The 25207-nt window shown below is 59.3% G+C and carries 32 protein-coding genes; 22 read left to right on the top strand and 10 right to left on the bottom strand.

What is annotated here, in order from left to right; translation table 11 throughout:
* Positions 1-2: 2 nt before the first annotated feature.
* From IPK17_RS39110 to IPK17_RS39030, 17 genes are all read left to right on the top strand, one after another.
* Positions 3-437, top strand: a complete 435-nt coding sequence (locus IPK17_RS39110; protein ID WP_343423179.1) for a hypothetical protein — start codon at positions 3-5, stop codon at positions 435-437.
* A 3-nt stretch (positions 438-440) separates the two neighbouring features.
* Positions 441-2630 (top strand): hypothetical protein, encoded by a 2190-nt coding sequence (locus IPK17_RS39105; protein WP_343423178.1) that lies wholly within the window; start codon positions 441-443, stop codon positions 2628-2630.
* Positions 2593-3240, top strand: a complete 648-nt coding sequence (locus IPK17_RS39100; RefSeq protein ID WP_343423177.1) for a hypothetical protein — start codon at positions 2593-2595, stop codon at positions 3238-3240. The genes IPK17_RS39105 and IPK17_RS39100 overlap by 38 nt, the downstream gene beginning before the upstream one ends.
* Before the next feature lie 12 nt (positions 3241-3252).
* Positions 3253-3453 (top strand): hypothetical protein, encoded by a 201-nt coding sequence (locus IPK17_RS39095; RefSeq protein WP_343423176.1) that lies wholly within the window; start codon positions 3253-3255, stop codon positions 3451-3453.
* Complete coding sequence (locus IPK17_RS39090; RefSeq protein WP_343423175.1) at positions 3443-5677, top strand: hypothetical protein; 2235 nt, start codon at positions 3443-3445, stop codon at positions 5675-5677. Before IPK17_RS39095 ends, IPK17_RS39090 begins: the two co-directional genes overlap by 11 nt.
* Before the next feature lie 58 nt (positions 5678-5735).
* Positions 5736-6509: a hypothetical protein gene (locus IPK17_RS39085; protein WP_343423174.1), complete on the top strand. Its 774-nt coding sequence runs from the start codon at positions 5736-5738 to the stop codon at positions 6507-6509.
* Between the two features lie 70 nt (positions 6510-6579).
* Positions 6580-7029, top strand: coding sequence for a hypothetical protein (locus IPK17_RS39080; protein WP_343423173.1), 450 nt, complete (start codon positions 6580-6582; stop codon positions 7027-7029).
* 1 nt (position 7030) lies between these two features.
* Positions 7031-8233, top strand: coding sequence for a hypothetical protein (locus IPK17_RS39075; RefSeq protein ID WP_343423172.1), 1203 nt, complete (start codon positions 7031-7033; stop codon positions 8231-8233).
* 70 nt (positions 8234-8303) lie between these two features.
* Positions 8304-8525, top strand: coding sequence for a hypothetical protein (locus tag IPK17_RS39070; protein WP_343423171.1), 222 nt, complete (start codon positions 8304-8306; stop codon positions 8523-8525).
* Positions 8522-9499: a hypothetical protein gene (locus tag IPK17_RS39065; RefSeq protein ID WP_343423170.1), complete on the top strand. Its 978-nt coding sequence runs from the start codon at positions 8522-8524 to the stop codon at positions 9497-9499. Before IPK17_RS39070 ends, IPK17_RS39065 begins: the two co-directional genes overlap by 4 nt.
* 15 nt (positions 9500-9514) lie before the next feature.
* Entirely contained in the window at positions 9515-9946 is a 432-nt protein-coding gene (locus IPK17_RS39060; RefSeq protein WP_343423169.1) for a hypothetical protein, read from the top strand.
* Positions 9907-10077, top strand: coding sequence for a hypothetical protein (locus IPK17_RS39055; RefSeq protein WP_343423168.1), 171 nt, complete (start codon positions 9907-9909; stop codon positions 10075-10077). Before IPK17_RS39060 ends, IPK17_RS39055 begins: the two co-directional genes overlap by 40 nt.
* Positions 10074-10784, top strand: coding sequence for a hypothetical protein (locus IPK17_RS39050; RefSeq protein WP_343423167.1), 711 nt, complete (start codon positions 10074-10076; stop codon positions 10782-10784). Before IPK17_RS39055 ends, IPK17_RS39050 begins: the two co-directional genes overlap by 4 nt.
* Positions 10785-10931: 147 nt before the next feature.
* On the top strand, positions 10932-11285 hold the full coding sequence (locus IPK17_RS39045) for a hypothetical protein (protein WP_343423166.1): 354 nt from the start codon (positions 10932-10934) through the stop codon (positions 11283-11285).
* A gap of 39 nt (positions 11286-11324) precedes the next feature.
* Positions 11325-11762: a hypothetical protein gene (locus IPK17_RS39040; protein WP_343423165.1), complete on the top strand. Its 438-nt coding sequence runs from the start codon at positions 11325-11327 to the stop codon at positions 11760-11762.
* 169 nt (positions 11763-11931) lie between these two features.
* Positions 11932-12489, top strand: coding sequence for a hypothetical protein (locus tag IPK17_RS39035; protein WP_343423164.1), 558 nt, complete (start codon positions 11932-11934; stop codon positions 12487-12489).
* A gap of 164 nt (positions 12490-12653) precedes the next feature.
* Positions 12654-12845 (top strand): hypothetical protein, encoded by a 192-nt coding sequence (locus IPK17_RS39030; protein WP_343423163.1) that lies wholly within the window; start codon positions 12654-12656, stop codon positions 12843-12845.
* A gap of 231 nt (positions 12846-13076) precedes the next feature.
* On the opposite strand, the gene IPK17_RS39025 is transcribed toward IPK17_RS39030, so the two are convergent.
* On the bottom strand, positions 13077-13640 hold the full coding sequence (locus IPK17_RS39025) for a hypothetical protein (protein ID WP_343423162.1): 564 nt from the start codon (positions 13638-13640) through the stop codon (positions 13077-13079).
* Between the two features lie 61 nt (positions 13641-13701).
* Positions 13702-14166, bottom strand: coding sequence for a LexA family protein (locus IPK17_RS39020; RefSeq protein WP_343423161.1), 465 nt, complete (start codon positions 14164-14166; stop codon positions 13702-13704).
* 256 nt (positions 14167-14422) lie between these two features.
* Between IPK17_RS39020 and IPK17_RS39015 the strand changes: the two genes are divergently transcribed.
* The gene (locus IPK17_RS39015) at positions 14423-14818 is read left to right on the top strand and encodes a hypothetical protein (protein WP_343423160.1); all 396 of its coding nucleotides are present in this window, start codon (positions 14423-14425) and stop codon (positions 14816-14818) included.
* Positions 14819-15248: 430 nt separating this feature from the next.
* Here IPK17_RS39015 and IPK17_RS39010 read toward each other — a convergent pair whose 3' ends face one another.
* The 5 genes from IPK17_RS39010 to IPK17_RS38990 all read right to left on the bottom strand — a co-directional run bounded on the left by IPK17_RS39010 (position 15249) and on the right by IPK17_RS38990 (position 17886).
* Positions 15249-15719, bottom strand: a complete 471-nt coding sequence (locus tag IPK17_RS39010) for a hypothetical protein (protein WP_343423159.1) — start codon at positions 15717-15719, stop codon at positions 15249-15251.
* A 72-nt stretch (positions 15720-15791) separates the two neighbouring features.
* Complete coding sequence (locus IPK17_RS39005; protein ID WP_343423158.1) at positions 15792-16319, bottom strand: hypothetical protein; 528 nt, start codon at positions 16317-16319, stop codon at positions 15792-15794.
* A gap of 195 nt (positions 16320-16514) precedes the next feature.
* Complete coding sequence (locus IPK17_RS39000) at positions 16515-17231, bottom strand: hypothetical protein (protein WP_343423157.1); 717 nt, start codon at positions 17229-17231, stop codon at positions 16515-16517.
* Positions 17228-17665 carry a hypothetical protein gene (locus IPK17_RS38995; protein WP_343423156.1) on the bottom strand — a complete coding sequence of 146 codons (438 nt, stop codon included), beginning with the start codon at positions 17663-17665 and terminating at the stop codon, positions 17228-17230. The genes IPK17_RS39000 and IPK17_RS38995 overlap by 4 nt, the downstream gene beginning before the upstream one ends.
* Before the next feature lie 65 nt (positions 17666-17730).
* Positions 17731-17886, bottom strand: a complete 156-nt coding sequence (locus IPK17_RS38990) for a hypothetical protein (protein ID WP_343423155.1) — start codon at positions 17884-17886, stop codon at positions 17731-17733.
* Between the two features lie 280 nt (positions 17887-18166).
* Between IPK17_RS38990 and IPK17_RS38985 the strand changes: the two genes are divergently transcribed.
* From IPK17_RS38985 to IPK17_RS38975, 3 genes are read left to right on the top strand one after another with little or no spacing between them, the layout of a single operon-like run.
* A complete protein-coding gene (locus tag IPK17_RS38985; protein ID WP_343423154.1) occupies positions 18167-18370 on the top strand; it encodes a hypothetical protein in 204 nt (67 codons plus the stop codon).
* Positions 18371-18402: 32 nt separating this feature from the next.
* The gene (locus IPK17_RS38980; RefSeq protein ID WP_343423153.1) at positions 18403-19260 is read left to right on the top strand and encodes a glycosyltransferase family 2 protein; all 858 of its coding nucleotides are present in this window, start codon (positions 18403-18405) and stop codon (positions 19258-19260) included.
* A 15-nt stretch (positions 19261-19275) separates the two neighbouring features.
* Entirely contained in the window at positions 19276-20025 is a 750-nt protein-coding gene (locus tag IPK17_RS38975) for a class I SAM-dependent methyltransferase (RefSeq protein ID WP_343423152.1), read from the top strand.
* A gap of 666 nt (positions 20026-20691) precedes the next feature.
* On the opposite strand, the gene IPK17_RS38970 is transcribed toward IPK17_RS38975, so the two are convergent.
* Positions 20692-21681 (bottom strand): multicopper oxidase family protein, encoded by a 990-nt coding sequence (locus IPK17_RS38970; protein ID WP_343423151.1) that lies wholly within the window; start codon positions 21679-21681, stop codon positions 20692-20694.
* 233 nt (positions 21682-21914) lie between these two features.
* Here IPK17_RS38970 and IPK17_RS38965 point away from each other — a divergent pair, with 233 nt between their 5' ends.
* Entirely contained in the window at positions 21915-22655 is a 741-nt protein-coding gene (locus tag IPK17_RS38965) for a c-type cytochrome (RefSeq protein ID WP_343423150.1), read from the top strand.
* Between the two features lie 319 nt (positions 22656-22974).
* Here IPK17_RS38965 and IPK17_RS38960 read toward each other — a convergent pair whose 3' ends face one another.
* Positions 22975-24039 carry an NAD(P)/FAD-dependent oxidoreductase gene (locus IPK17_RS38960; RefSeq protein WP_343423237.1) on the bottom strand — a complete coding sequence of 355 codons (1065 nt, stop codon included), beginning with the start codon at positions 24037-24039 and terminating at the stop codon, positions 22975-22977.
* 145 nt (positions 24040-24184) lie between these two features.
* A partial coding sequence (locus IPK17_RS38955) for an acyl-CoA dehydrogenase family protein (protein ID WP_343423149.1) occupies positions 24185-25207 on the bottom strand: 1023 nt, incomplete at its 5' end.

Below are 25207 nucleotides of genomic sequence, written 5' to 3'. Positions count from 1 at the left end.
CAATGGCGTATCTCTATGCGTGGGCTTCCGATTGGGACGTCCCTCTGATTGACCTCGACAATGTCGCGGTTGACCTCAAGCCGCATACCTTGGGGCGACTGATCGCGCCGATCTCCGAGCCCGTAGACACATTTCCGGTGCGGGGTCGTCTGGGCAGCGGGCGGGTGCGCGGTGACGGCCAGATTGACCATCAGTGGGTGTTTCCGGTGCTGCCGCTGGCGGCGCTGCACCACATCATCGACAGCAAGCTGACGACGAGCAGCGTGATCGTCACCAGCAAGCAAGTCACGATCTACACCCCACAGCACGAGCTCGAGCAGTATGCGCGCTTCAATACCTGGCTAACGCTGCCAAAGCCGGGAACCGATTACCGGATCCGGCGCGGCTTCGCAATGGATCTCGTGCTGCGCTTCACCAACCTGAGACTGCTGGTCTAACCGATGCCAAACCAAACGAGTAATCAAAGCGACATGCGGGCCGACGGTCACTGGATGCGGGTGTATTTGAGCCCGCTGATCGGGACCTTGGTGTGGAGCGGGACGATCAGCAGCACGCCCGCCGCCGCGAACGCACTGAACCTCGCCGTGACCGGGACGAGCGGCGCGCACACGGCGGTGAAGCGCGGGATGCGCGTGGTCATCAAGACGCCAAGCGGTGGGACGAAGGGCACGCTGACCGTGCGCCATGCCGGAACCTTGAGCAGCGGCAACCTGCCCGCCCGCGAATTCAGCCGGGGGCATATCGAGGTTGAAGCGGGCGACACGTTTGAAGTGTGGAACGACTTCCAACTGGTGGACCGGCTGGTCGCGGCGAACGAAGCATTCGACCCGGACGGCGAAGTCTACACGGATCAGAACAGTCTGCTTGCGCCGGTGGGGACGAGCGGCGGTCCGTGGGCAGGGTGGGTGGATGAAGGCGAGACGTTTGCCACTGTCCCGCTGACCGGGGCAGCGTATATCGTTGATGAAGACTCAGCGGACACGGTGACGTATGTGACGACGCTGCCGAGCGGGTGCAGCTTCGCCGCCGGATCGACCAACACGGACGCCAGCCCAACGATTGAAGCCGACGTGGGCTATCACGTGATCGAGCGGACATTCACGGATGCGTCGAACAGCAAAAGCGAGACGCAGTATGTATTGATCATCGTGCATGACGCGGACAACCCGCCGTATGACCTCCCCGATGAACTGACGGTGGCCGGCGAACGTGGGCGCGGCTTCGGCCTGAATGGGGTGCGGTTGTTCGAGAACGCGGCGCTGGCCGATCTGCCGGATCGCGCGCCGGTGATCGTGTGGTGCGACGAACGGATCGGCGGAGCCGCGCAGAGCATTGGCATGAAAGCAGCGGGACGGTCGCATATTCTGTGCGTCGGCTATCTACGCCGGGATACGGGCAAGATTGATGGCAAGGGAAACGAGCTGCGCTTTGACATCATTGCGCCGCTGCAGCGCCTGAGCGAACTGCCCGGCTTTAGCAAGGTGATGATGCGCGAAGCGTCGCCAGATACATGGAGCGAAGTCGAAGGTCTATCCGTTAAGCGGGCGATCATCCAGCTCCTGCGCCACTATACCAACGCGCTCCAACTCTGGGATGTGACGTTCGACGGCTTCAGCGACACGGCGTATTCGACCTTCTTCCTTCAGAAACAGGTGCCCTTCGAACAGGTGCGCGAACTGGCCGATGCCCGCGATGGCAGCCTGAGCGCTGACGCCAGCGGGCGCTTAGAACTCCAACAATTGTTGGAGTTTACGCCGCTGGGCGACCGCGCGGGCGTGACCGAGACGATCACGCTGGGGCTAGACGACATCCTGATCGACCCGGCGGAAGGCCTCCATGTGGAGATCGTGCGCGATCATGAGCGTCCGGTCGAAATATTCCGGACGCGGGGTTTCACGGCGGGCACTGATATCACGCAGAACACGCCACTCTTCGGCAAGTGGGCGGCGTCGCCCGGGACGGGTACGAGCTCCAGCACGGTCGAGCGAATGATCGCCGACGATGCGACCAGCTTTCTGGCGCGCACGGCGCTGCGCGGCGCATGGGAAGACCGAATTTACACGAATGCGGACGGCGAGCAGTTCCACGCGCCGGAAGTGAAAGTGACGCTGCCGGGCAGCTATCGCGGGATCTTCCAGTTCTACCGGGAGTATGTGCGGCTTGATCTCGACGAAACGACCAATCCGCGTGGGATTGATCTGCGTGAATTCTTGTTCATCGTGACGACGGTCGAGGTGCAGGTGCGGCAGGGTACAGCGCGAGTAGTGCTGACACTGCGCGCGGCGACGTATGCCGAAGGCGGCGTCGAAGACCCGGCGGAGGCGCTCGTGTCGTCGCTGCCGGATTTGCCCTATATCGATGTGCCGTCCGTGCAACTACCGGGCGATGACTTCATCCTCGGTTCGGGGACGCATAACCTCGGTTTCATCGACAGCAACGGCTACTTGTATCTCGCGGACACGCGCCCGACGCTGCCCGTCTGGTCACGCGTATCGCTTGCCGGGTTGGGCATGGCGGGTACGGCGGTCATGTACATTGTCGATGCGTTCGACTTCGCGAATGGTGCTCATCACGTCAACGAAAGCATACAAGGTGACGAGCATCGGATCAGGCAGCCGCGCGCTCAATAATGAATATTCATTCCGCTACGCATCAACGCTGCGCTCCCTACAATCAGAGCGGGGTGTCAATGGATTCTTCGGCTGCGCGTCGCATCAGGATGATGGGCGGGTGGATTGGGACTGGACGATGAACGGCGGTACGATCTGGAGTCGGACGCAGGACATCGGCGGCGCGTGGGTCGGTGGAAGCGGTGACGGAACGCGACCGGGTGTGTATGTGTTCGCTGGGACGCCGGGAAAGGTGCTGATTTCCGCCTTCACCGGATCGGGCAGCACGACCAATGGACGCCTAAAGGTTAGTAACGACTACGGCGCGACATGGGGAGACTTTGACGGCAACACGCACCTGATTCTCGCGGAAGATATTCACTGTCCGTTTCAGGATGAGAGTTTGACGTATCACGGTGGGCCAGTAAGCGGTGGTAGCTATACTGCGTACCGCCTGCATCGCACAGTGGGCGGCGTGCGCACGAATATCTCTCCGAGCGATGGTTCGGAAGGCTACGGTCCGATCAGCCAGTTCGGCGTGAAGTCGTGCGATCTCGACAAAAACAGCGTGCTTGTGGCGGGATCGAACCGGGATACCGGGACGGTTAAATACGGCGTGTGGCTCGCGTAACGCGGGGTTAAGTTGGACGGCACTTGTGAGCGCGGCAACGGTGTTCCCTATCAGCGCTGCGCGTTTGCCGGAGACGATCCGAACACAGCGTGGCTGTGGGGCAATAACGGCGCGCTGGCTGCACGCAACCTAAACTCGGCCACGCCGACGCTTAAAGACCTAAGTGGCAACCTGTCTGACTTCAGCAGCCCAGCGGTCGGCAATGATCCTTAACATCTTCCGGGTGTGCATGTTCGACCTCCTGTACATCAAAGAAGTGTTCGCCACCATCTTTTCCAGTATCCGCTACACGAACTGGCGCACGAATGCCGTCACTGGCAAACTGGATGACAACGGCGATCTGATCCCCGATGCGGCGCAGGGATTAGCGAATAATTACATCTGGGTGCGCCTGGGTGATGACCGGACGGCTGTACCGATGCTCAGCAAAATTCGCAGCGAGCCGGGTATTGACGTGATCGTCGCCTTCGACCGGCTGTACGGCAAGGATGTGGTCGTCGAGGTTGACCTCGAGCGCAGCCCCATCCAGAATGCGGCGGCGTACAATGTGCCACGACTCCCTGCCGCGATGTCGACGCCGATTTCAGCGCGCGATCTGGTGCCGGGCGGCGTGTTCGCCGACGCGAGCGGCGGCCTGCGCGTGCGAATTGGCTCGTACTGGCATGAAGGCGGGTACTACGCGGACACGGCCGCGTCTCTGCTTGTCCCCACCGCCACGAGCGGCATGAAGTCACTGGCGGTCGTCGGCGTGAACCGGGTGACCAATGCGGTGACCTACGCGCTCACCGCTGATCACGCGACAGCCTATACACTCATAGCAAACGGCGCGCCGACCGCGCAGGCGGTTAGCGATATTCTGGTGGTGGTGACTGCCAACCCACACATCGACTGGCGCGGCGCGGTCGAACTCAAAAATGGGGACGCGGAAGTGAACCCGGCGAAGATCGTCCCGCTCAACTGGTTGAAGTCCGCGATGGTTGGTGCGGATGGGGTCGATGCAGGCGTGGCGGGACTTGTACCTGCGCCTGCCGCGACGGACAACGACCGTGTCCTGCTCGGTGACGGGAGCTGGGCCTTCCGGCATTTGACGAGCACGACAGCGACGCTGCTGACCATTGCCAGTGGCGTGGTCACCGCCCCGGCGACGACGTGTTTCATCACGATCGCCGCGCAGACCGGCACCGCAGACGATCTCGATACGGCGACGGTGATAGGCGCGCCGCGCATCATTCTGCTGCAAGCGGATACAGGCGACACCATCGCCGTCAAGCACAACACAGGAAACATCAAGCTGAATGGCGGCGCGGACTTCTCACTTTCTGGTGATAAGACACTAGCGCTGTTCTGGGATGGCACGAATCTCGCGGACGTGGGTGCTGGCGGCAGTGCTTCTTCCAGCACACTACCGGCATTTGGCGCCGGGATTGTCAAGACACTGGCGTCAGGGGTCGCTACTGCTGGCAGCGACCGACACCTGATTATCGCCGCCGAAAGTGGAACGGCGGACGACCTGATCGAAGTGTCGGGATTGAGTGCCGGGGATGAGGTCATTCTGCGCGCGGACGCGGGCGACACGATCACCGTGAAGCACAATGACGCGGGTGCGACCGACAAAATCATCCTATACGGCGCAGCAGACATGATCCTAAGCGGCGACAAGACGGTCAAACTCTTCAAGTCAGCCAGTGGGAAGGTCGTGCAGTACGTTGACGACTCGACTACAGGATCGGCACCGTCAACAGGCAAGTACATTACCTATGGGTATGACAGCACCAACACGGCAGAGAAAGCGATCCCGGCGTGGGAATTCCACTCCGACATGGAACCCGCATCGCCAAACGCAGCAGACGATGAATTTGCCGGTTCGTCGCTTGGCGGATCATGGTCATGGGTGAATCAGGGCAGCGCGTCCGCGGCGGTAGCAAAGTCACGACTGTTGCTTACTGTTCCAAGTACATCGACGGGGAACATTCGTGGGATATTCCGTACCTATCCCGGTCAGTCGACTTGGGAAGCGCAGATCACTGGGTGGTCGAGCACACCCGCGTGGAGTGGGGCGAATAACTACAACATCGGAATTGCCCGTCGCGACAGCACAACCGGGCGCATTGAGATGTTTAGTTTTGCATGGAATGCGGGAAGTAACGTTCTACTGATGCTTTGTGACCGCTGGACGAGCCCAACGGTGTTCAGTGCGACGGTTGCAAGTTTCCAACTGGCGCGTCAAACCTTCGGCTCATTCTATTTACAACTGGTCGATGACAACACGAACGTCGCCTTAAAGTGGTCAATTGATGGTGTGAATTGGACACAGCTTACCAGCTTCACTCGCGCAGCATTTTTAGCCAGTGCCGATCAGATCGGGCTAACGGTTTTTACTCAGCAGAACGGCGGAAATATCTATCTGCAAAGCGATTGGATGCGCCGAACCGCCTAATTTGCAGTATTAATAGACTGTGCTATTATGCAGTGTAATAGCAGACAGAGGATAGAACGTGACACGGAAAGTGCGCCGCTTCATCTTTCAGTTGATGCCGATCACGCTCCTGTGCGGATTCGCGCTTGGTCTGCTCACGATGAAAGCTGTTCAGCCAGGTGCAGCTAAGACGTGGGCTAACGTGGTCTTCGACGGGCAGCTGATGAGCGGTGAGCCACCGCTACCCGTTGCCAGCCTGCGCGACATTGTCGGCGCCGCCGCTACTCACGACCAAGCTACTGCCGCAGTCGCTGACTACTACAAGGCTTATGCCGATCAGCTGGCGACGGCCTTCAACGAGACCAACGATGCACGTCTGCGCGGCCTGTTTGGGATGTACATCGTTCACCAGGCACAGCCGTACAATGTCGCGCCGCCGGATTGGGAACCGTACACGCTGCTCGACTTTCTGAATGCTAAAGCGGCGCACTGCGGACTGTATGCATTGGCACAGAGCTACATCTACACGGCTTTAGGACTTCGCTGGCAAAACATCATTGTCGATGGTGGCTGGCATGGGCTGCTGCAAGCAGACATCGATGGGCAGTGGGAAACTTTTGACTCGACCAGCAATGTTTGGCTGAGCGTGGGGGTCCCCGAGCTGATCAACGGGGACACTCGACGTTATCGGGAGTTCTACACACCCGTGTGGGATGCCAGCGCAGATGAAGTGTACCGCCAGCACTACACCGAAAGCGACGGCTATTACAGCGTGCCCGATGTACGCGCCGGGCTGCCAGTGTGGGGTCTGCGCGTGTTTCCCGGTCGTTGGGAGATCAGCGCCGAAAGCTAGGCAAGTAACACCCCGATTTACGACAAACTGAAGCCGCCGAAAGCGCGGCTTTTGATTCCGAGAGTAGGCAATGAAACTGATCGCGTTGTTCGCGCTGCTGGGGCAGCTCTCTGCGCCGTTGGCTGTCGTCTGTCCGGCTTTCGGCGTGCCGATCTCCGGGATGGGGTATGACACGGAGACGTGGACGGACTATCGGCTCGACGAGCAAGCGATTCAAGCGGTACTCAACATCAATACGGAACGCTCGTTTTGGGTTGGCTACGAGAATGGCGGGTTCGCGTGGACGAATGACGTCATGCCGCTGCTCACGCTGACCTTTACGATGGCGGACGGCAGCGAGCGCTGGTTCGATGTGTTCTGGTCAGAGCAGACACCGAATGTGTACTACGCGCTACCCTTCACTAATCCGACGCCCTCCGCCGATGCGAATGGCCAGCACTACGGCACACACCCCTGTGCAGCGATTTTGATGACGGCGACGGAATATGAAGCACTACTTGAGGTATTGAGAGGAAACTAGCATGGGCGTTCCACTGTATCCTATCAGTCAAACAGCGGGGGCGTACAAGATCCCGAAGGCGGACGGCACGGGCAAGATCGCGGCTGGGTTTATCCCCGACTTGTCTGCGGCAATAATCGCCGCTGGGCAGCTCGCACTGGCGCGCGGCGGAACGAACGCCGATCTCAGCGCGACGGGTGGTTCGAACCAATTTGTCAAGCAATCGAGCGCGGGTGCAGCTCTCACCGTTGGCGCGATCCTGTCGGCGGATTTGACCTCAGCACTCACTACCCCTCCGCCGATTGGCGGGGGCACACCGTCCACCGGAGCGTTTACGGCGATTGTTGGCAATGCATTGACTCTAAACGGTGCGAGTGGCGCTGGATATGCCGAAATCCCGAATCAGGCGAGCGCACCCAGTACACCGACCAGCGCCCTGCGCCTGTATGCCGATGTGAGCAACCGTCTTGCATGGCGGCATGCGACGGGCTTTGCTGCAATCATCGATACATCAGGGTTCACAGCAGATCGTGTTATCACGTTTCCGAACGCAACAGGGACTCTCGTCACGCAAGCGGCCACTCAGACCCTAACCAATAAGACACTGACAAGCCCAACGCTGAATACACCTGTCGTCAGTGGCGGTACGATTGACGGGACTGTCATTGGCGCCACAACGAGGGCCGCTGGCTCGTTTACGACATTGACGGCTTGGCATCCCGCGCCAACAGGCACGGCTGGGGGTATCACCCTCAAACGATACAACCCGAACGAGGGCGGTTACGCCTCGATGGAACTAGCTGGTACCGGGCCGGGGTGGACACTTGGCAAAGGCATTATCTTCGACAACTACGCCGCAAACATTAAAGCGGGGTCTACATTTACTGCCCCTGCCATTGCGGCGAATATTGCTTGGCTAGGGTCGTCGTCCTACGGAGCGGCTGATCCCGCCCTGACCGTCGTCGCCAATTCTGGCCGTGTTGATATTCAAGCTCTACTCTATGCCTCCGGTCCGTATCCGGCGCTGGCTATTTCAGCGCCAGAATTGCGGATAAATACGAAGGCCGCTGCTGCGTGGTCGGATGGCGGCAGCGGGTTTACTGGCTATGGTACAGAACGACTTCGAGTAAATGATGCGGGCTTGCGTGTAGAAGCGGCATCGGCGCTAAATTTCGGTGATGAGACTGCTGATAACGCATGGCGAGATCGTGCGCAGCGGCAATGATTTGGTAATTCAGAGACGTGTAGTTGGTTCGTGGGTCACAAAGCAAACAGTGGCGGCGTAAGGAGAAATAATGTCTATTCCAACCATTGAACAACTTGAACAGCAGAAACAGTCAGCACATTATCGCACAAGTAAACGCCTCGGCGAATTGAATGATGAGGCGGCACGTCTTCAGACCCGTTTGCAACAGATTCAGACCGAAGGGCAGCAGGTGCAAGACGCTTATCGCATTGAGGATGCGCGTTACGACGCGCAGATCGAACTGCTCAAGGAGCTGGAGGCGAAACCGTGACGACTGAAGCGCTCGGCGTTGACCTGTATATCCCGGTCACGTTTGCGACCGGAGGTTCGCCCGTCAACAATTTCGGGACCCCGCCTACCCTGCTGAGTGCAGCCCGGAACGGTGCAGCCTTTACGCCGTCGAGTACAGCCGTGAGCGCAAATGGCACATCGGCGCAGAGCTACGGGTACACCCTGCAAGGAGCAGAAACGACACTGCAAGGAGCGGGAAAGTATACGCTCGTGTTTCAGTGTCTTGATGCGAGCGTCGATTACCCGATCTGGCTGGTGGAAGTGGACATCGGGCAGGCGTGGGTGACGAGCATCACAACGCTCATGAACCGGATCGGCGCGTTCACCGGAACGGGCGTGAACACGGTGCTCGGCTTCTTCAAGGCACTGCTCTCGAAAGCGGCGAGCACACCTTCCGACGTGGGTGGCACGTTTGACCCGGCGACCGACAGTACCGAGGCGATCCGTGACCGGGGCGATGCGGCGTGGACGGGCGGCGGCGCGACGGCGGAAGAAATCCGCGAAGAGATGGATGCGCACAGCGAACGACTGGACGCGATTCAGGATAAGACTGACCTGATCGGAAGCGGATGGGTACGGCGGATGGTCGGCGTGAGCGACGACGGGCGCGAGATCATGGTGACGCGTGGCGGGGATCACAAGGCCGACGACGGCCTGTCGCTCGACTTCGCGTTCGACGACAGCGCCTACGATTTCACGAGTGCGAGCGTGATCCAGATGACCTTCGTCGAGCCGAGCGGCGCGCCGATCAACGGGCTGACGGTCACGGGCAGTGTGCTCAGCACGAAGCGGCTGCGCTTTGAGCCGACGAAGGCGCAAACGCTGCTGCTGCCAGAACCGCGCGGCAGCACGCCGTACCGTGAACTGCGCTTTGAATTGAAGGTTGTACTCGCCAGTGGTAACACGATCTTCCCGGTGCCGGAACGCTTTGGCCGGTGCATCGTTCTGCGATAGGAAAGGACAAAAGCGATGGAAGTCCTCGCGCAAACAGACATCACCGACACCATCGAGACAATTCTAAGCAAGCCGACTGATGTGCTGCTGGCCGGGGTGTTAGTCGGCTTTGTCGTTATTGGGATCATCGTTGCGCGGGCGTTCGCACGGTGGGTGACGAATGTCGACAAGATGTTCGCGCGGCGCGATGAGATTGATGCCGGGCTGATGACGGTTATCCAGGACACGGGCAAGGCGATCAACGCCTCGGTCGCGGCGTCCAAGCAGTCAGCGAGCAGCGCCGAGCGCACCGAGCAGGCGGTAGAAGGACTGGCAAGCGGCATCAAACAGGGAACGAAACGCAGCGTTTCAAGATCATGCCCGCGCTGGGCAGCATCTACAAGCACATGCTCCGGATCGAGGACAAGTTGGATAAGTGCGACAGCGCGGAAATTCATCGGGAGCTGAAGGAGCTGCGCGCCGATTTGCGCGCGGCCATGCTCGCCGCCCAGAAGCCGCCGACCGTCGTCGTTGGCGATACCAGCAAGCTTAATCCGGGTGTGCTGGAGAACAACCATCACGAAGGAACAACACCATGAATCGTGGCACGCTTGGCCTGAACATCCGGCAGGGGGTGAACAACGACAACGTCGCGGCCTATCACCGCGATTTGAAGCCCCACACGTCGCTGGTGCACGACGAGGCGAAACTTGTGACGATGCTGCAAGCGGCGAGCACGCGGGTGATCTGGCGGGCGACAGGTGACGATCCGCTGCACAGCCCGCTCACGCAATCCCCCACGAAGTTTGTGCGGCGGCGCTTCGAAGCGGTCGGCGGAAACGGACAAGCCATTATCCATCTGACCAACGAGATCGGCCAATCACAGGCGCACGATACATGGACGCTCGCGGCGTTGGCGGAGTGTGAGCGGCTCGGTATCAAAGCCTGCATCTTCAACCATTACACTCATACGCCTTATGCAGTCTGGATGCGCTCAGCGTTTGTGCTGCGCGCCGCCGCCGACAACCTGATCGGCGCGCATGTGTACTGGAATGGCGCGTTCCCAGCGCACGCCGATGACGATACGCACGCCTGGTTACAGGCCCGCGATCAGGTCGGCGGGGAATGGGTGGTGACCGAACTCGGCTATGCCGGTCGGCGAGCGGATGGATCGCTCGACCCGAATCAGGGATGGCAGGGACAGATCAGCGAAGCGGCGTACATTGAGCAGCTTGGACGTGCAGCGGGGTGGTACGCGCAGCAAGGCGTACCGGTGTGCTTATTTAGCTGGGGGAAGTGGCCGTGAGTTTTGATATTGCCCAGTCCACACCGATCCACGAAGCGCTCATTCGGTTCAACATTGCGTATCGCATACGAGAAAGGCCTAACGTGATTCCACGTCCAGCGAAACGCGGTCAATCCGCGCAAGGCGAAGGCGCTCGCCGCGCGCAATATGCGGGCGGCCGCCAATACAGCGGCGGACGTTATCGTCGTCATTCAGCCCGGCACTGAAGGCATCATCTACGACATGAACCCACCCCAACTGGCGAACGGCTACACATGGCTGTTTGTCGAGGTTGGGAGTCCCGTGCAGTATGCCGGGTATGTCGTCGAGATATTGGGCGATAAACGATCGTTTGAAGCGCTGCCTATTGTCGTCGAGCCGCCATCAGACGCGCTGTACAGCGTGTTTCTGACAGCGGATGAACTCCAACAGTCGGTCAGTCTGCATACGCAGATTAGCCAAGCGCACCAGCAGCTCGCGCAGATTTTCAGCGCGGCGCTGCAGCGGACGCAAAAGAAGTAAGCCCCCTAGCGTTTCGACAATCGAATGAAAGGAAACAAGATGAAGCGGTTTCTGTTGACCCTGATCATGCTGTTCGTGTTGGTGCTGCTGATCGGCGTGCCGGTGAGTGCGCAGGAAGTCGGCGCGACGGAGGAAGCGCCTTCCGGTGAGGTCGAGACGCCTCCGGAGGTGGTGACCGTGCCGGTCGACGTGGTGACGAACGCGCAAACGGCGAACACACTGATCGTGATCTCGGCGGGTGTGGTGCTGGCGATTGTCGGCGGTGGCAGCTTCGCCGTGGTGTTGAGTCGCATCGACAAGCGGACTAAGGATGAGACGGAGCGACTGTATCTCGCGCTGCCTCCGCAATGGCAGGAGACGGTGGTGCGCGTGCTGGATGCGGCTGAAGCCACGCTGAAGCTGGCACGGGAAGTGACGGACGGGAAGCCGAACCAGACGCCACCCGCAGCGAACAGCGCCTACAGGGATCAGCCGTAGCAGCGGCATCAAGACAACGCATAAACGAGGAGCGCCCGGTCAGTTGACCGGGCGCTTTTTGATTCGGCAACGGACGGATGTCAGTCTAAAACACGAAAAATCAACTTGTGCTATATTAGCCTTCCGTTTGAGCTGAAACTGCAAGAATCAGTAGAGGAGGTGCTTTACGATGGAAATTCCCACCTGCTATCGCTGCCACAAAGAACTCCCTGATTTTGATGCTAAGGTAATGACTGATCTGCCCAACTGGCTAAACCGCCCCGGGGTTGTAATGTGGGTAAGACCCTATTGCCACGAGTGTGTTAGTTATCTCGACCAGAATGAAGATGGTCGCAATAAGTATCATCAACTCTGGAATCTCAAAGATATTGCCCGAAGCCCGATGATTTACTTCGGTCAAGTTATCCTGAAAGCAACCGAAGAGGACAGCGAAGGCCCTCCGAGCAAACGATGGACGGCACAGGCCGTTCGGGACATGGTCGATATTGTGGTCATGTGCCTCCCGGACTATTTTGCACTGGACCTGATGAAAGGCTTCTTCGATTGGAATTTGGAGAGTGAGCGAGCTGATGCACTCGGCGAACGGATACAGGAACAGGCGACTGCCGATAATCTCGTCGCGAAAACCGAACCCGGTGCCTATCTCCATGCATTGACTGAAGACGAAATACGCTTGCTGTTGGTCAAAATGCTCGACCTGTACTACTTCACCCGGGGCTGCTGGTAAACACTGATTTCAGCGATCCGCAGCGCAGCTCACTATTCCCCGATTGGCTTCGCACGCTGGACAAAGCGTTGGGCGAAGCTACGCAGTATCGGCGGGAGAAGTATCCTATGCAGAGCGATCCCAAGGTCATTCACAGTCGTTAGCTTTTGTGGAAAGGAGTACGCATGTCGCAGAAATACAATAAGCAGAAGCAAGCGCAAGCACTGTATAGCGAGCTTCAACTCATTGAAGAGAAGACTCGGTTTGAAACCAGAAGCGCATATGCTCATCCCGACGATGAAGATTTCCAAGAACAGCTTGATGCCGGACGGGAGGAATTCCCAAGATCATCACGCAGTTTGGTCGATGGGCAGTGACGGCCTATGGTATCGAATGTTTAAGCGCGGACCCTGCGCACTACTATCCGATTGAAGCGCAGGCGCTGCTAGGTGATCACTGGATCGCCCAATTGTCCGAAAAGACTTGGATGGATGACTTGGATGATTTTGCACGTGCTCTGTATCACGGCAGGGCCATCCATCGGTATTTAGGAAACATCAAGTAGAAATGGAAGCGCCTCGAGGAAACCCGGGGCGCTTTTGATTCCGCTAGGCAGTGGCGGCTTTCGCCTGCCGATCCCAACGGCTGACGATGCCGGGGCTGATTTCGAGGACGGCGGAAATTTTCACTAAGCTGAAGCCTTTGGCGCGGAGGCGCAGGGCGGCCGCGCGAACGTCCGCGCCATAACGCCCGCGGCGCGCCGGACGGATGATGCTCACGACTTCGCCGTCCCCGAGGTCAATCCACTGAAGGCGCTCGCCACGTTGGGCAAGAGCCTCACGCAGCGGAATCAGATCGCCGCTGTCTGCTTCCGGCTGCTGGGCGGCATTCCCGGCTGCGACCGCGGCGTCCATATAAGTATGGAAGGCGAGTGAGGCGTGCACGTATTCTTCTGTCGCGCTGCGCGTGATATCGTCGTCTTCAGCGTACCAGAGCGTGTAATCGCTCCACCAGTCGCTGCACGTGCGCGCCTGCTCGGCGAGGCGCTGAGCGGCGACCACGTGCACCACCTGATAGCTCGTCGCGCCCTCGACCGGGTCGATACCCCATGGGGCGCAGGCGGCGCGAAAGTTAGCTTTGAGCGCGGCGATATCGATTTGGCGGACGGACATGCGGTGCACCTCAGAGAAAAGTGTTTTCTTTGAGGGTAGTAGAAAACGAGCGGGGCATTTGCTACTGGGGCGGGACCCACGCACCGCGATGGCTGCGCGATTCCCGCCGCAACTTGCCCGCAGCGACGAGTTGATCGATGTGCCGTTTGACGGTCGAATTCGACCGGAGACCCACAGCCTCCCGAATCTCATTGAGCGTTGGCGGTCGCTCATTGGCGGCGATGTATGTGCTGATGAAATCGACAATCACTTGATCGCGCTGGATGGTGTGTTCCCGCTTGCCACAACGCTTGTGTTTGCGCGGAAGTCCCTGCGGTGGACGGACTTTAGGCCGCGCGGAAGCGACCACGCAATCCGAAGGGATCAGCGACTTGCCATACAGCTTGCCACATTTTTGCAGGGCGCTTACGGCCCGGCGCACGTCGCCCTCGACCAGACCGCAGGCGTCCGCGACTTGGCGCAGCCTTGGATCACGGCCAGCATCAAAAGCAGCGCAGAGATAGGTGTAGACGGTTTCAGCGGACATTCTCGCTCCAAAGTAGTACATTTGTGCGAAAATAAGTGTACGCCGGATGCGCAACCACGCTATCGAACAAACGGTTAGAGTCCTCCTACCTTTGAAAAATTAGTGAAGATAATCGAAGCGATGATTAGCCCGCTGCAGGGATCTGGATCAGCGGCACGATTGCGAACACGCCCGAATATCGCGATGCTTGTCCGCAGTGGAGCTAGCAGTTGACGGGTGGCATAGTTATACTGTGCCGTCAAAATTGGAGTGCGTTATGAAACCCCGTAGGGTCATTACGATCGGTCTCTTGCTATTTTTCGTCGGACTGGCCGCGCTGCCCATGCTGAGCGAATTGTTGACCACGCGTCAGCAGTACGAAGACCGTGTGCGCGTGGCAACCACGGCGGACGAGGTTGCGTACACCGTTGACGCAAAACTGCTCACATTGACTGTTACAAGCCTTGCAGCCAATGATGATGCGCGTCGTCAAGAGGCGCTCCCGGTGCTGCGTCGAATTCCGAACTCGAACGCTTTTCCCATTGAGACGGTTGCCGTCATTTTTATGCGTAATGGCTCAGTCGCGAAACGTATGAGTGTGGCGTACAGCGACCTCCAAGCGTTTCGTTCCGGGCGCATCTCAGAAGCCGATTTCCTGACTCGCTTAGAGTAATGTCTTCCTACTTTGGAGAATCAAAAAGCGGCAGGTTCCCCCGCCGCTTGAGCTGATCCACCTTCTATGACCCTGAGAGAAAATGAGTGTCAAGCCACGCTATTGCCTGAGCGTTATCCTTAAGATCATCTGAGCACCGCTTACAGATTGAACAGTCCTCAGCGTTTGGATGATCAACGCCAAAGAGCGTATATAGAGCGGCTTTTCCGATTGTGACGAACTTTCCGCAGCGGTCGCATCGACCTCTGATCATTCTTCCGTTGCGCACCAAAACATCCATAAATGCCTCACTTGAGATCATGCACTTTCGACGACCCGCCGATCACCTGATCGGCGGGTTCGGATTAACTTTAGGCCATCCAAAGACGGCGACGCTCATAGGGTAAGCGCCAGTACCACGGGTTCATGGCGTAGAGCCACTTGCGCCGGATCATGATGCCTGCGGACGCTCGATGGGGGCGACGTAGTGCTGCGTGGCCGGGAAGTGGCGGCTGAACACCTGATACACATCCGGCTCGTCTGGCAATAATGCTTCGACGCGGCGACCATTCGCAATGTATGCTCCCACCGAATTGCGCAGGTCACCCAGCGCCTCCGCCTCTGTGTCCCACTCACTCAGAAGCACGGGTGTTTGGTCAGTGCCGATCCCCCAGTTGCGCATGAAGTAGCCCCACTTCGTCGGCACTGCCGCTTTAGGCTGAGGCTCGACGCTGTCCATCCACGAGCGCAGATCGGCAGCGAGCGCGGGGTTGTCCGCCTCGACCGCGTCGGCGTAGGCGCGCAGGGCAGCGCGGGCGTGCGGATCTCTGTCTGGTAGGAGCACGAAGGCGGGGCGCTTCACTTCTTCGCCCGTTTCGCGCTTCGTGATGATGTATTTTTGGTAAAGCCCACGGTCATTCATGATGTCCCTCGTTAGATATTCAAGGAGTGCCCGCCGATCCGAAGATCGGCGGGCAGACGGAGTGGTGCCGGTTTAGTTGTTGCCGAATTGGCGGCGCAAATATGCCTCAGTCCGCGCATCGTCGGCCCGTTCGATGGGGAACTCTTCAAAGATGCCGTCGTCCCAGTCATCGCTATCACTGATCTGATCCCAGTTGAACAGCACCGCCACCGCCGAAACACCGCTCGCGTTTCGGGCGACGTACAGAGGATACTGCCCGTCGCCGTAGCGGGTGCGGCTGGCGACCGCCGTGCCGATCTGTGTGGCTGGATACGGATCGCCGGTGACCATCAGGCGGTTGCCGAGAAAGTCAGCGCCGAGCTGCGACCGCAGGGTGGCGACCGCCGCCCAATCGTAGTCACTGGCCGGGGAGTGGAAATCGACAGGGTCGATGTGCGACCAACCGGGCAAGACATGCCCGGCGATCAGCGCCATCTGCCCACTGTCGACGCCCAAGAATGCCAATGGCGCAGCGTCACCGAGCTGCCACGCGGCGTCGGTGGGGGCATAGTCGTGACGCGAGAGGATGAGAGCGACCGGGAGACCCTCCTCGGTCGACAAAAAGACAGGGTAGTTACCACCTTCCCAGCCGAGGTCAATGCGTTGACAGCCATCGCCAGTTTTGAAGTAGCAAGGATCACCCCACGATCAAGGCTTCGCGGTTGGTAAGCTGTAGGTAGCCGAGCTTGAATGTGTCCATTTGATTCCCTGCGCGTGTACGATGCGCGCCCCCGCTATGAATTTGAGTGTAGTGGTTTAGGAAGCGGGCATTTGCGTCGGCGCTGGCACCTGGTCGAGACGGCGCTCGATCACATAGGGCGTCTGCGCCGCGAGCGTAAACGACGTAGTTGACTCGTCCGGACGCGGGCGTCCCCATGCGCCCGTGAATCGGGTGACGATCACTTCATCCGGCACCAGAGCACGGATGAGCCAGTGCTGGCCGTCGAGCACAAGCACATCGCCTTGCCGGATTTGATTCATGGGCAGGCAGAGCGCTTGGCGTACACCAATCACACTCCAACGGGCAACCGGCATATCACACCGGACGGCTTCATCGACGAGGCGAAGTGTTACGGGCAACGGGGTGGCAAGGACGGTCGAACCCGGAACGCTCAGATTCATCTGCTCCTGGAGCATGGGCTTGAGCACGCGTGTTTCGTTCAGCGGGAAGTTCTGCAGCAGCAGACCGCCGCTCGGGGTGCGCAGATGAAATTGATAGTGTCGCTCGTCCTCGTCGCGCGTAATCGTCACGGCGACGATGCTGGCGAGCAGGTGCTTGCCGCCGAGTGCAGCGGCATCCTCGCGCACGCGCTGGCTCTGTTCAAGCTGCAAGCGGAGGGAGGCGGCACCCGCTTCAGCAAGGGTGGCGTGGCGACTGATCAATGCTGCGTCGCCAGCTTCGTGGGCTTCGAGAAACCGAGCATCAATGGTATAGAGCGCGCCGAGCGGGGCGCGCATCAAGCAGCAGCTCATTCGCTCACCGCCTCGGCAATCGCGTGCAGCAGTCGGTTGCGGCGCATGGTGCGCCAGACGCGGTCGGCGGGGTGCGTGCCCAAGCGGCGATGCATATCTTCGCGGGCGCGGACGGTTTCGATGCCGATCCGGGCTTCAACCATGCGGATCTGCGGCTCGAGACGCCGCTCGACTTCGGCCCGGCGCTGCAGCATTAAATCGTTGCGGCGATAGACCTTCCACAAGCCTGCGTCCATACCCGACGCGTCGTATTCAACCATGCTAACGCCATCCGACATGCGTGTGATGCGCCACGAGTCCGCCGGGCTGAGGACCTGTGCCTTCGTGTATGCGGTGACGAAGTCGAAATCGACCTGATCGCCGTCGTTCATCAGATACGAGAAGACCGGGCTGTCATCCGGGTGAACACGCAAACGATAGAGTGTTTCGTTCATTGGTGGTATCCTCTCTGTGGGGCGACGTCTCTTGGCGGAGGCTCCGCCGCCCCTGCGAAATGGGACTAGGCGAGTGCTGCAATCGCGGCGCTCGCCGCCGCTTCATTGACATAAACCACTTCGAGGACATCGCTGTCCAAGAACCGCTTTGGCAGGTTGATGCCGTCGATATGGACAATCAGCTCCAGTTCACCTCCTTTCGTTTTGGAAAGATCCGTCACCAGAGCGGTGCGGATGCTGGCGGCGCGCGTTGTGGGGGTATGCGCCCGCGTATTTGACGGTCACCACAGCGAGCACATTCGCCGCGAACTGCTGCGCGAGCGACGGCCTCTCCGTGGGAGGGGTGGTTTTGCTTCCTCTGCCGAACATAGAAATCCTCCTCTGATCTGCGCCACCCTTGTATTCAAAGGGTGTTTCGTGTTACGCTTGTCAGTATGCACCTAGTGTATATCAGTATGCACCTAGTGTCAATAGGTGTATACTGAAAATGAAAGGGGACTTATGCCTGAGGAACGGGAACGTATCCCATTCAACGTTTATTCCGATGAGCTGGAGAAGATTGACGAGCTGCGGAAGGATCGCGGTGAGAAATACATCACCGATTATTTGCGGCGGCTCATTGAGGAAGACGCGGAGCGGCAGGGGAAGCCCTTTAAGTTTCGGGTTGATCGGGGTGGTTATCGTCGTGCCAAATCTTCGGACTAAATTTGGTTGGCTGCTGAAGGTAGTGTTCTAGCGTGCTGTCAATCGTCATCGTCAACTACAACACCCGCGAGCCGCTGCGCCGCTGTCTGGAGTCGATTCGGCAGCAGCGCGGCGAGCTCGCGCTGGAAGTAATCGTGGTTGACAATGCCTCTAAAGATGGCAGCGCCGCGATGGTGCGCGCTGAATTCCCCGAATTTACGCTGATCGCTCCGCCCGAAAATACGTGGTTCACTGGTGGGAATAACCTGGGCGCGACACAAGCGACAGGCGAGTTCGTCTTCATACTCAATCCCGATACGGTGATCACGCCGGGGGCGCTGCCGACGCTGCTCGCGTATCTGGACGCGCATCCACAGGTCAGCGCGGTCACCTGCCGCATGGAATATCCCGAAGGCGGCGTGCAGAATACCTGTTCCCGCGTGCCCAGCTACCTCGATCTGCTGCTGGGCTATACGTTCGTCGGCGTGGTGCTGGCGCCGCTGCGCGACCGCCTGCGTCGGGCGATGTGGTATGACGATTGGGCGCGCGATACGACTCGTCCGGTCGCAGTGATTCCCGGCTCGTGTATGCTCATCCGGCGCGAGTGGCTGTTCGGCCTGTTTGATCCCGCGCTCAAACTCTACTTTCCGGAAGATGATCTGTGCCGCCGTATCTTGCAGGCGGGCGGGGCGATCCACTTTGTCGCGGAGGCGCTCATCCTGCATGAGGAGCACGCCAGCGTCAAACAGGCGCAGCGGCTGGCCTCGCGCATCTACTTTGACGATTTGATCACGTTTACGCGCAAGCATTACGGCAGCCTGGCCGCAGCCGTGCTCCGCGCGCTCATTGTGCCGACGCGCGCCGCTATGGATTGGGTGCAGCGGCGGCGGGGCGAGAAAGACCGTTTCTAGAAGGGATAACACTGCATGAGCCGCTACGATTCCACGCGCCGCGCGTGGGAAGATATCTGGGACAGCGCCTCCGTCGAACAAGAGTTGGAGACGATGTCGTATCCGCGCGCCGTCGAAACGCTCAACGCCTATTTGCCCTACCTGTCGAAAGCGGACATTGTCTTGGAGGCGGGCAGCGGCTTAAGCGCGGTGATCCTCACGCTCAAACGGATGGGTTATCGCGTCATGGGCTTGGATTATGCCGTCAACGCGCTGGAAACCTCACAACGCTATGATCCTGAGCTGGCGCTGGTGGCGGGCGATGTGCATCACCTGCCGTACGCGGAGAACACCTTCGGCGCGTATCTATCGTTTGGCGTGTTCGAGCATTTCGAAACGGGGATGCGCGTGCCGCTGGCGGAAGCCTACCGCGTGCTCAAGCCGGGCGGCGTGCTCGTATTGACCATTCCGTACCCGAATATCGTCAATCAACTGCTGGCGTGGCGGCGCAAGCGCGCCGGGATGAGCGTGCTCAACGACGATGAATTCTATGAGAGCACCTACACCCGTGCCGCGCTGACGAACGAAGTCCAAGCCGTGGGTTTCAAGCTGGAGCAGGTGGTGCCGACGAGCCATGCCTATACCCTGTGGGGGATCGGGGCACCGTTCCGCGCGCCCGGTTACTACCGCACCAATGCGCTCGCCGAGGGGCTCGGGCGCGTGCTCAAGACGGTGCTGCCGTGGCCGTTCAACTTCAGCACGCTGGTGATCGCGCGTAAGCCGTAGGAAGACGTCAGTTAGAGATAAGCTGCTTGTCGATCCATCCGCACCTGCGCCCACATTGTGATACACCCGCCAAACCGCTCAGGACGAGGCATGAAGTCATTTCAGGATCGGCACTTTGTCTAACGTCACCCTGTTTCGCTGCGCTCAACCGCCCCTCTCCAAAGGGCGAGGGGCAAGGGCAAGGCGGGTGGGTCCCTCTCCCCACGGAGAGGGACGGCTGTGGAGCAAGCAGGGTGAGGTGACATTTCACCAATTGTGAAATAGCCTCATGCCTCGTCCCTACACAGACGCACTTATCTGTCTCCCCTCCCCGAATTCGGTTGACGGAGGGACAGTTTTAACATTGGGAACCATCAAGGTGCCGATTTGAGGAAACAGATTTCGTAGGGACGCGCAACGGCGCGTCCGTGTTGACCACAATCCGGCGGACGCCCCGTTGGGCGTCCCTACAATCCCTCATTTGTTAAAAGTGCCCTGTCCTCAACCGAATTCGGGGAGGGGCAGCGGTGGGGTCGGATACACAGGGCAGTCACGCAAAATCATCGCCACTCGGCTGTTTTATCCCTAACTGACGTTAGGAAGACGAACTTCAGGCCGCGTCCGATGGTAAATAAAACAGGGCGATCCAATCGGATCGCCCTGCTGTTTGCTGCTGGGTAGTGCGAACTATTCCTGAACGACCAGCACGGTCACCATGCCGAACATGCCGTCGCGCGATTCCGCGTGCGTCAGAACGTGGCAGTGGTACGCCCAGAAACCGAGTTCGGTGCAGTCGATGATGACATCGTAGCGTTCGCCGGGGGCGACGTTGAGGGTATCGCACTTATACGGCATCGGCAGCGGCCAGCCATCCTTGGCGATAACCTGCTGCGGGATGCCGTGCAGGTGCATCGGGTGGATCATCAGACCTTCGTTCATGTAGCGGACGCGGATCTTATCGCCGAGCTTGGCGACGATCGGCTGCGTGTACGGGAACGCCTTGCCATTGATGGTGAAGCCCATCGCGCTGTCGTTCAACACCCAGATATATTCCGCGGTCACTTCCGGTTCCGTGCTGGGATCAGCCGGGTCGATGATGAAGGCGGCCATCAAGCCCTTGGTCACCTGTTCCGCCGCATTGTGGTGCGAGTGGTACATGTGCGTGCCGGGGTTGCGGAGCGTGAATTCGTAGGTGCGGGTCGCGCCGGAAACAATCGGTTCTTCGGTCACGTACGGGACGCCGTCCTGATTGTTCGGGACGTACACGCCGTGGAAGTGGATGGCAGTGCTTTCAACCATTTCATTGGTGACGTTCAGGCGGATGGTTTCGCCTTCGGTGGCGCGGATGTACGGGCCGGGGACGATGCCATTGTAGGTCATCGCGGGGAAGCTCATGGTCGGGGTGGTGAACCATTCGACGTCCTGACAGGTGATGTTGAAGACCTTAACGTCGCCGTCCATTTCGTATTCCAGCGGCAGGCCCCAGAAGTTCGGGTCGGCGCCGATGTTGGCGAGGAAAACTTCCACCGCTTCGCGGTGGTGTTGATCCATGGCGGCGGCATCTTCCGGCGTCACCTGGCGAGCGGGCTGCTTCGGAGTCGTCTTGATGCCCAGAGCGCCTGCGCCCACCGCACCAGCACCCACGCCCATCATCTTCAGAAAGTCTCTGCGCTGCATGAAAGTTATCCTTCTATAGAGATGCGTCAGAACGGCGCACCATATACGCTATGTAGCCTAAGCTATTTGGCTTACTGGATAGTTTACATGCTAAACGAGGATCTGTAATCTAAGAAGGCGAGAACGGCACGTTTTATATGTGACAAAAATCACTTGCGCGCTTGGGCTCGCGTGTGCATAATAGGGTGCTTCCAAATTCCAGTTTTTGCGATTGAAATTCCGAGGAATTCTCAATGGGTAACAACACCCCTAATCGTTCGGCGGAACAGTTTCCGTTCGTTCCGGCTTTGATTTTGCTCGTCGTGTTTGGGTTTGCCTTGGCGCTGTTTTTGGCGGGGCAGCCGCGGATCGCGCCGCAAGTGCGCCCGACCGTGACCATTCGCCCGAGTGCAACGCCGATTACCCCGACCGCAGTGGCCGCTGTGCCCAGTGAAGTCCCCGCTCAAAATGTTTCGGCTGGTACCTACGCCCGCGAGAATGTGCGCGCCGGTGAAAATGTCATTCTAGCGACCTGCTCGGCCTGCCACGGTATGAATGCGCGTGGTATTCAAGGGCTGGGGAAGAGCCTGCTCGACAGCGAATTCGTCGACAGCTTGACCGATGACGAACTGGTTGCTTTCATCCGCGTTGGTCGTGAGGCGAGCGATCCGCTCAACACGACGGGGGTGCCCATGCCTGCGTCGGGCGGCAACCCCGGCCTGACCGACCAGAACCTGTATGATGTTGTCGCGTATCTCCGTGTGAACGCGGATCACCCGGAACGCATCGGCTCCGGTGGTGGCGCGGTTGGTGGCAGTGATGCCCCGGCAGCCACGCCCACGTTGGCGGGTACGCCCACGCCGACCACACCGTTCGTCCTGCCGATCAATCGCATTGGTGGCGCGACGGCGACGCCGACCGAAGCCTTCGTCCTGCCGATCAACCGCATCGGCGGTGGCAGCGAAGCGACGCCGGAAGTCACCCCCGGCCAGTAAGCCGACCTACAAGTCTTCAGTAGACAGTTTACAGTTCACAGTTTGGCTGTGGAAGGTAAACTGTCTTTTTTTGCCTGAACGTCGAAGTGGCTAGCACTTGCTTGGAGTGGTAGGGACGCGCAGCGGCGTGTCTGCCCATAAAAGCAGCGGACGCCAAAAATGGCGTCCCTACACTGCTTGTATCCGTCGCCTGTAACCGTAAGCCATGTGCTCCTGCGGCAAGTATTCGCAGATAAGCAAGGCTAATTTGTAGGGGCGCACCTGTGTGTGCGCCCTCAGTCGGGCAGACACATAGGTCTGCCCCTACAACTTGCATCATCTACCGGAGGTGGCATGTAGAGGTTAGTGCAGCCGGACATCCGAGTTTGACTGTGAACGGTGAACTGACGACTGCTTGGCTACACCAAATCCTTGAGCTTTCGCCCGCGGCCAAACCGCTGAGAATCGCGCCTTCGACGCGCGGCCCGGCGAAGGCATCGCCCGCGAACATCAGCGGAGCCGGCTGCCCTTCGGCCAGCAGAAAGCGTTCCGGGTAGGTGATGTTCGGCTGCGAATAGCGCCAGCGCTTAATCTCCCATTCAACGATCTGCGATTTTTCGTCGAGAAACGGCATCAGATCCACGCGCAGCGAGCGCATAATTTCTTCGTCGGAACGACCCCAGAGTTGGTGACTGTAACCCGCGTTCGCCTGAATGGTCAGGATCGTCGTCTGGCTGATGCCCTTTTGCCGGTTGTCGGCAATCCACTGGATCGGCGCGTGTAGGCGTTGAATCGCGCCCGGAGCGGGCAGGTTGACGCGCCCTTCGACGCGCGCCATCGCCGTGATGCACGGTAAATAGTCGATCTGATCGAGCGCTTCCCGGTCTTTGGGGGCAAGCGCCACCGGGCCGCCGTCGAGAATTGCGAGGGACTGCGGGACGGGTGCCGTGAGCAGCACGGCTTTCGCGCTGACCTTCACGCCCGCTTCGTCGCGAATTTCCCAACCGCCCTCGACCGCGTGCATACTGGTAGCGCGCACGTTCACGCGCACATCAAGGCCGACGGCCAGATGCTTCATCAGCGCGTTCATGCCGCCGTTGATGGCATAGCGCGGGTTGCCGTCGCGGGTCGAGACCAGACTGCCATCGCTCCAACCGCGCGACCATTCGAAGGCGATGCCTGCCTTCAGCCATTCATCGAGCAGGGTGCGGAACTGGGGCGAACGCACGGTGAAGAACTGCGCGCCGTGGTCGGCGGTTCCGCTGCCAATGCGTCGGGTCGCCATACGACCGCCCACGCTTTTCCCCTTATCCAAGATGAGCACCCGCTTGCCCGCCTTGCTCACTTCCCGTGCAGCCAGTAGTCCGGACAAGCCTGCGCCAACTATGAGTACATCCGTATTCATCATCAACCTTTGTTTGTCTGCAACAGAATAGGGCTATTATAACGAAAACGGAGGAATCTCTCGATTTCTCCGTTTTTATTGTGATGAATTTCACGAATTCTGAGAACGATGGGCACGTTTGCCGCCGGACACAGCGGGCGACTCGTTACCGGAAGAGTTCGCGCACGATGACGTTGCGCTGAATTTCGCTCGTGCCTTCGTAAATCTGGAAGACCTTCACGTCGCGCATCAACTTTTCGACCGGGTATTCGCGCATGTAGCCGTAGCCGCCGAAGACCTGCACCGCATCCACGGTGATCTTCATCGCGGCATCGGCGGCGAACGCCTTGGCGAACGCGACCGCTTTCGGGTTGCTGATGTTGTTATCGACCAGCCACGCCGCCTGATAGGTGAGCAACCGTGCCGCTTCCACATTGATCGCCATGTCCGCGATTTTGTGGCCGATGGCCTGATGCTGCCAGATCGGCTGGCCGAACGTCTCGCGTTCCTTGGCGTACTTGACGCATTCTTCCAACGCGCGCCGACCCACACCGACCGCGCCCGCCGCGACGCCGGGGCGGCTGTGATCGAACACGGTCATTGCCAGCAGGAAGCCCATGCCTTCTTCGCCGATGCGGTTTTCGGCAGGCACTTCTACATTCTCAAACGTGATTTCGGCGGTATCGGCGGCGCGCTGACCGAGTTTGTCAAAGTGGCGGCTCACGCTGATGCCGGGGGTATCGCGTTCGATCACGAAGCAGGAGATGCCTTTGTGCTTCTTGCTCGGATCGGTCACGGCGAACACCGTGTAGAAGCTGGAATAGTTCACGTTGCTGATGAAAATCTTCGAGCCATTGATGATGTACTTGCCGTTGACGCGTTCGGCGCGCGTCTGCATGCCGACGACATTCGAGCCCGCCCCGGGTTCGGTCACGCAGTAGGCGGCGAGATCGCCTTTGCCGACCATGCGTTCGCCGAGCCAGTATTCTTTTTGCTGTTCCGTGCCGCCGAGCATGATCGGCAGCGACGACAGGTTGTTGACGCTCATCGCTGTGCTGATGCCGGAGCAGCCGTAGCCGAGTTCTTCCTGTACGATGACTTCGTCGAAGACTTTGGCGCCGGGGCCGCCGTATTCTTCGGGGATGTTCAGGTTGACGAGGCCGAGATTGCGCCCCTTGTTGATGATATC

Source organism: Candidatus Flexifilum breve (assembly GCF_016713355.1).
This window is presented reverse-complemented; position numbering and strand designations above follow the sequence as displayed.

Bases quoted from the DNA above. Each gene is read 5' to 3' on its own strand.
- IPK17_RS38970 (WP_343423151.1), bottom strand. From the start codon at position 21,681: ATGCAGCGCAGAGACTTTCTGAAGATGATGGGCGTGGGTGCTGGTGCG.
- IPK17_RS39030 (WP_343423163.1), top strand. From the start codon at position 12,654: ATGTCGCAGAAATACAATAAGCAGAAGCAAGCGCAAGCACTGTATAGC.
- IPK17_RS39060 (WP_343423169.1), top strand. From the start codon at position 9,515: ATGGAAGTCCTCGCGCAAACAGACATCACCGACACCATCGAGACAATT.
- IPK17_RS38960 (WP_343423237.1), bottom strand. From the start codon at position 24,039: ATGAATACGGATGTACTCATAGTTGGCGCAGGCTTGTCCGGACTACTG.
- IPK17_RS39070 (WP_343423171.1), top strand. From the start codon at position 8,304: ATGTCTATTCCAACCATTGAACAACTTGAACAGCAGAAACAGTCAGCA.
- IPK17_RS39010 (WP_343423159.1), bottom strand. From the start codon at position 15,719: ATGAATGACCGTGGGCTTTACCAAAAATACATCATCACGAAGCGCGAA.
- IPK17_RS39040 (WP_343423165.1), top strand. From the start codon at position 11,325: ATGAAGCGGTTTCTGTTGACCCTGATCATGCTGTTCGTGTTGGTGCTG.
- IPK17_RS39045 (WP_343423166.1), top strand. From the start codon at position 10,932: ATGCGGGCGGCCGCCAATACAGCGGCGGACGTTATCGTCGTCATTCAG.
- IPK17_RS38985 (WP_343423154.1), top strand. From the start codon at position 18,167: ATGCCTGAGGAACGGGAACGTATCCCATTCAACGTTTATTCCGATGAG.
- IPK17_RS39110 (WP_343423179.1), top strand. From the start codon at position 3: ATGGCGTATCTCTATGCGTGGGCTTCCGATTGGGACGTCCCTCTGATT.
- IPK17_RS39050 (WP_343423167.1), top strand. From the start codon at position 10,074: ATGAATCGTGGCACGCTTGGCCTGAACATCCGGCAGGGGGTGAACAAC.
- IPK17_RS38975 (WP_343423152.1), top strand. From the start codon at position 19,276: ATGAGCCGCTACGATTCCACGCGCCGCGCGTGGGAAGATATCTGGGAC.
- IPK17_RS38995 (WP_343423156.1), bottom strand. From the start codon at position 17,665: ATGAACGAAACACTCTATCGTTTGCGTGTTCACCCGGATGACAGCCCG.
- IPK17_RS38965 (WP_343423150.1), top strand. From the start codon at position 21,915: ATGGGTAACAACACCCCTAATCGTTCGGCGGAACAGTTTCCGTTCGTT.
- IPK17_RS39000 (WP_343423157.1), bottom strand. From the start codon at position 17,231: ATGAGCTGCTGCTTGATGCGCGCCCCGCTCGGCGCGCTCTATACCATT.
- IPK17_RS39090 (WP_343423175.1), top strand. From the start codon at position 3,443: ATGATCCTTAACATCTTCCGGGTGTGCATGTTCGACCTCCTGTACATC.
- IPK17_RS39105 (WP_343423178.1), top strand. From the start codon at position 441: ATGCCAAACCAAACGAGTAATCAAAGCGACATGCGGGCCGACGGTCAC.
- IPK17_RS39035 (WP_343423164.1), top strand. From the start codon at position 11,932: ATGGAAATTCCCACCTGCTATCGCTGCCACAAAGAACTCCCTGATTTT.
- IPK17_RS39075 (WP_343423172.1), top strand. From the start codon at position 7,031: ATGGGCGTTCCACTGTATCCTATCAGTCAAACAGCGGGGGCGTACAAG.
- IPK17_RS39080 (WP_343423173.1), top strand. From the start codon at position 6,580: ATGAAACTGATCGCGTTGTTCGCGCTGCTGGGGCAGCTCTCTGCGCCG.
- IPK17_RS39015 (WP_343423160.1), top strand. From the start codon at position 14,423: ATGAAACCCCGTAGGGTCATTACGATCGGTCTCTTGCTATTTTTCGTC.
- IPK17_RS39025 (WP_343423162.1), bottom strand. From the start codon at position 13,640: ATGTCCGTCCGCCAAATCGATATCGCCGCGCTCAAAGCTAACTTTCGC.
- IPK17_RS39020 (WP_343423161.1), bottom strand. From the start codon at position 14,166: ATGTCCGCTGAAACCGTCTACACCTATCTCTGCGCTGCTTTTGATGCT.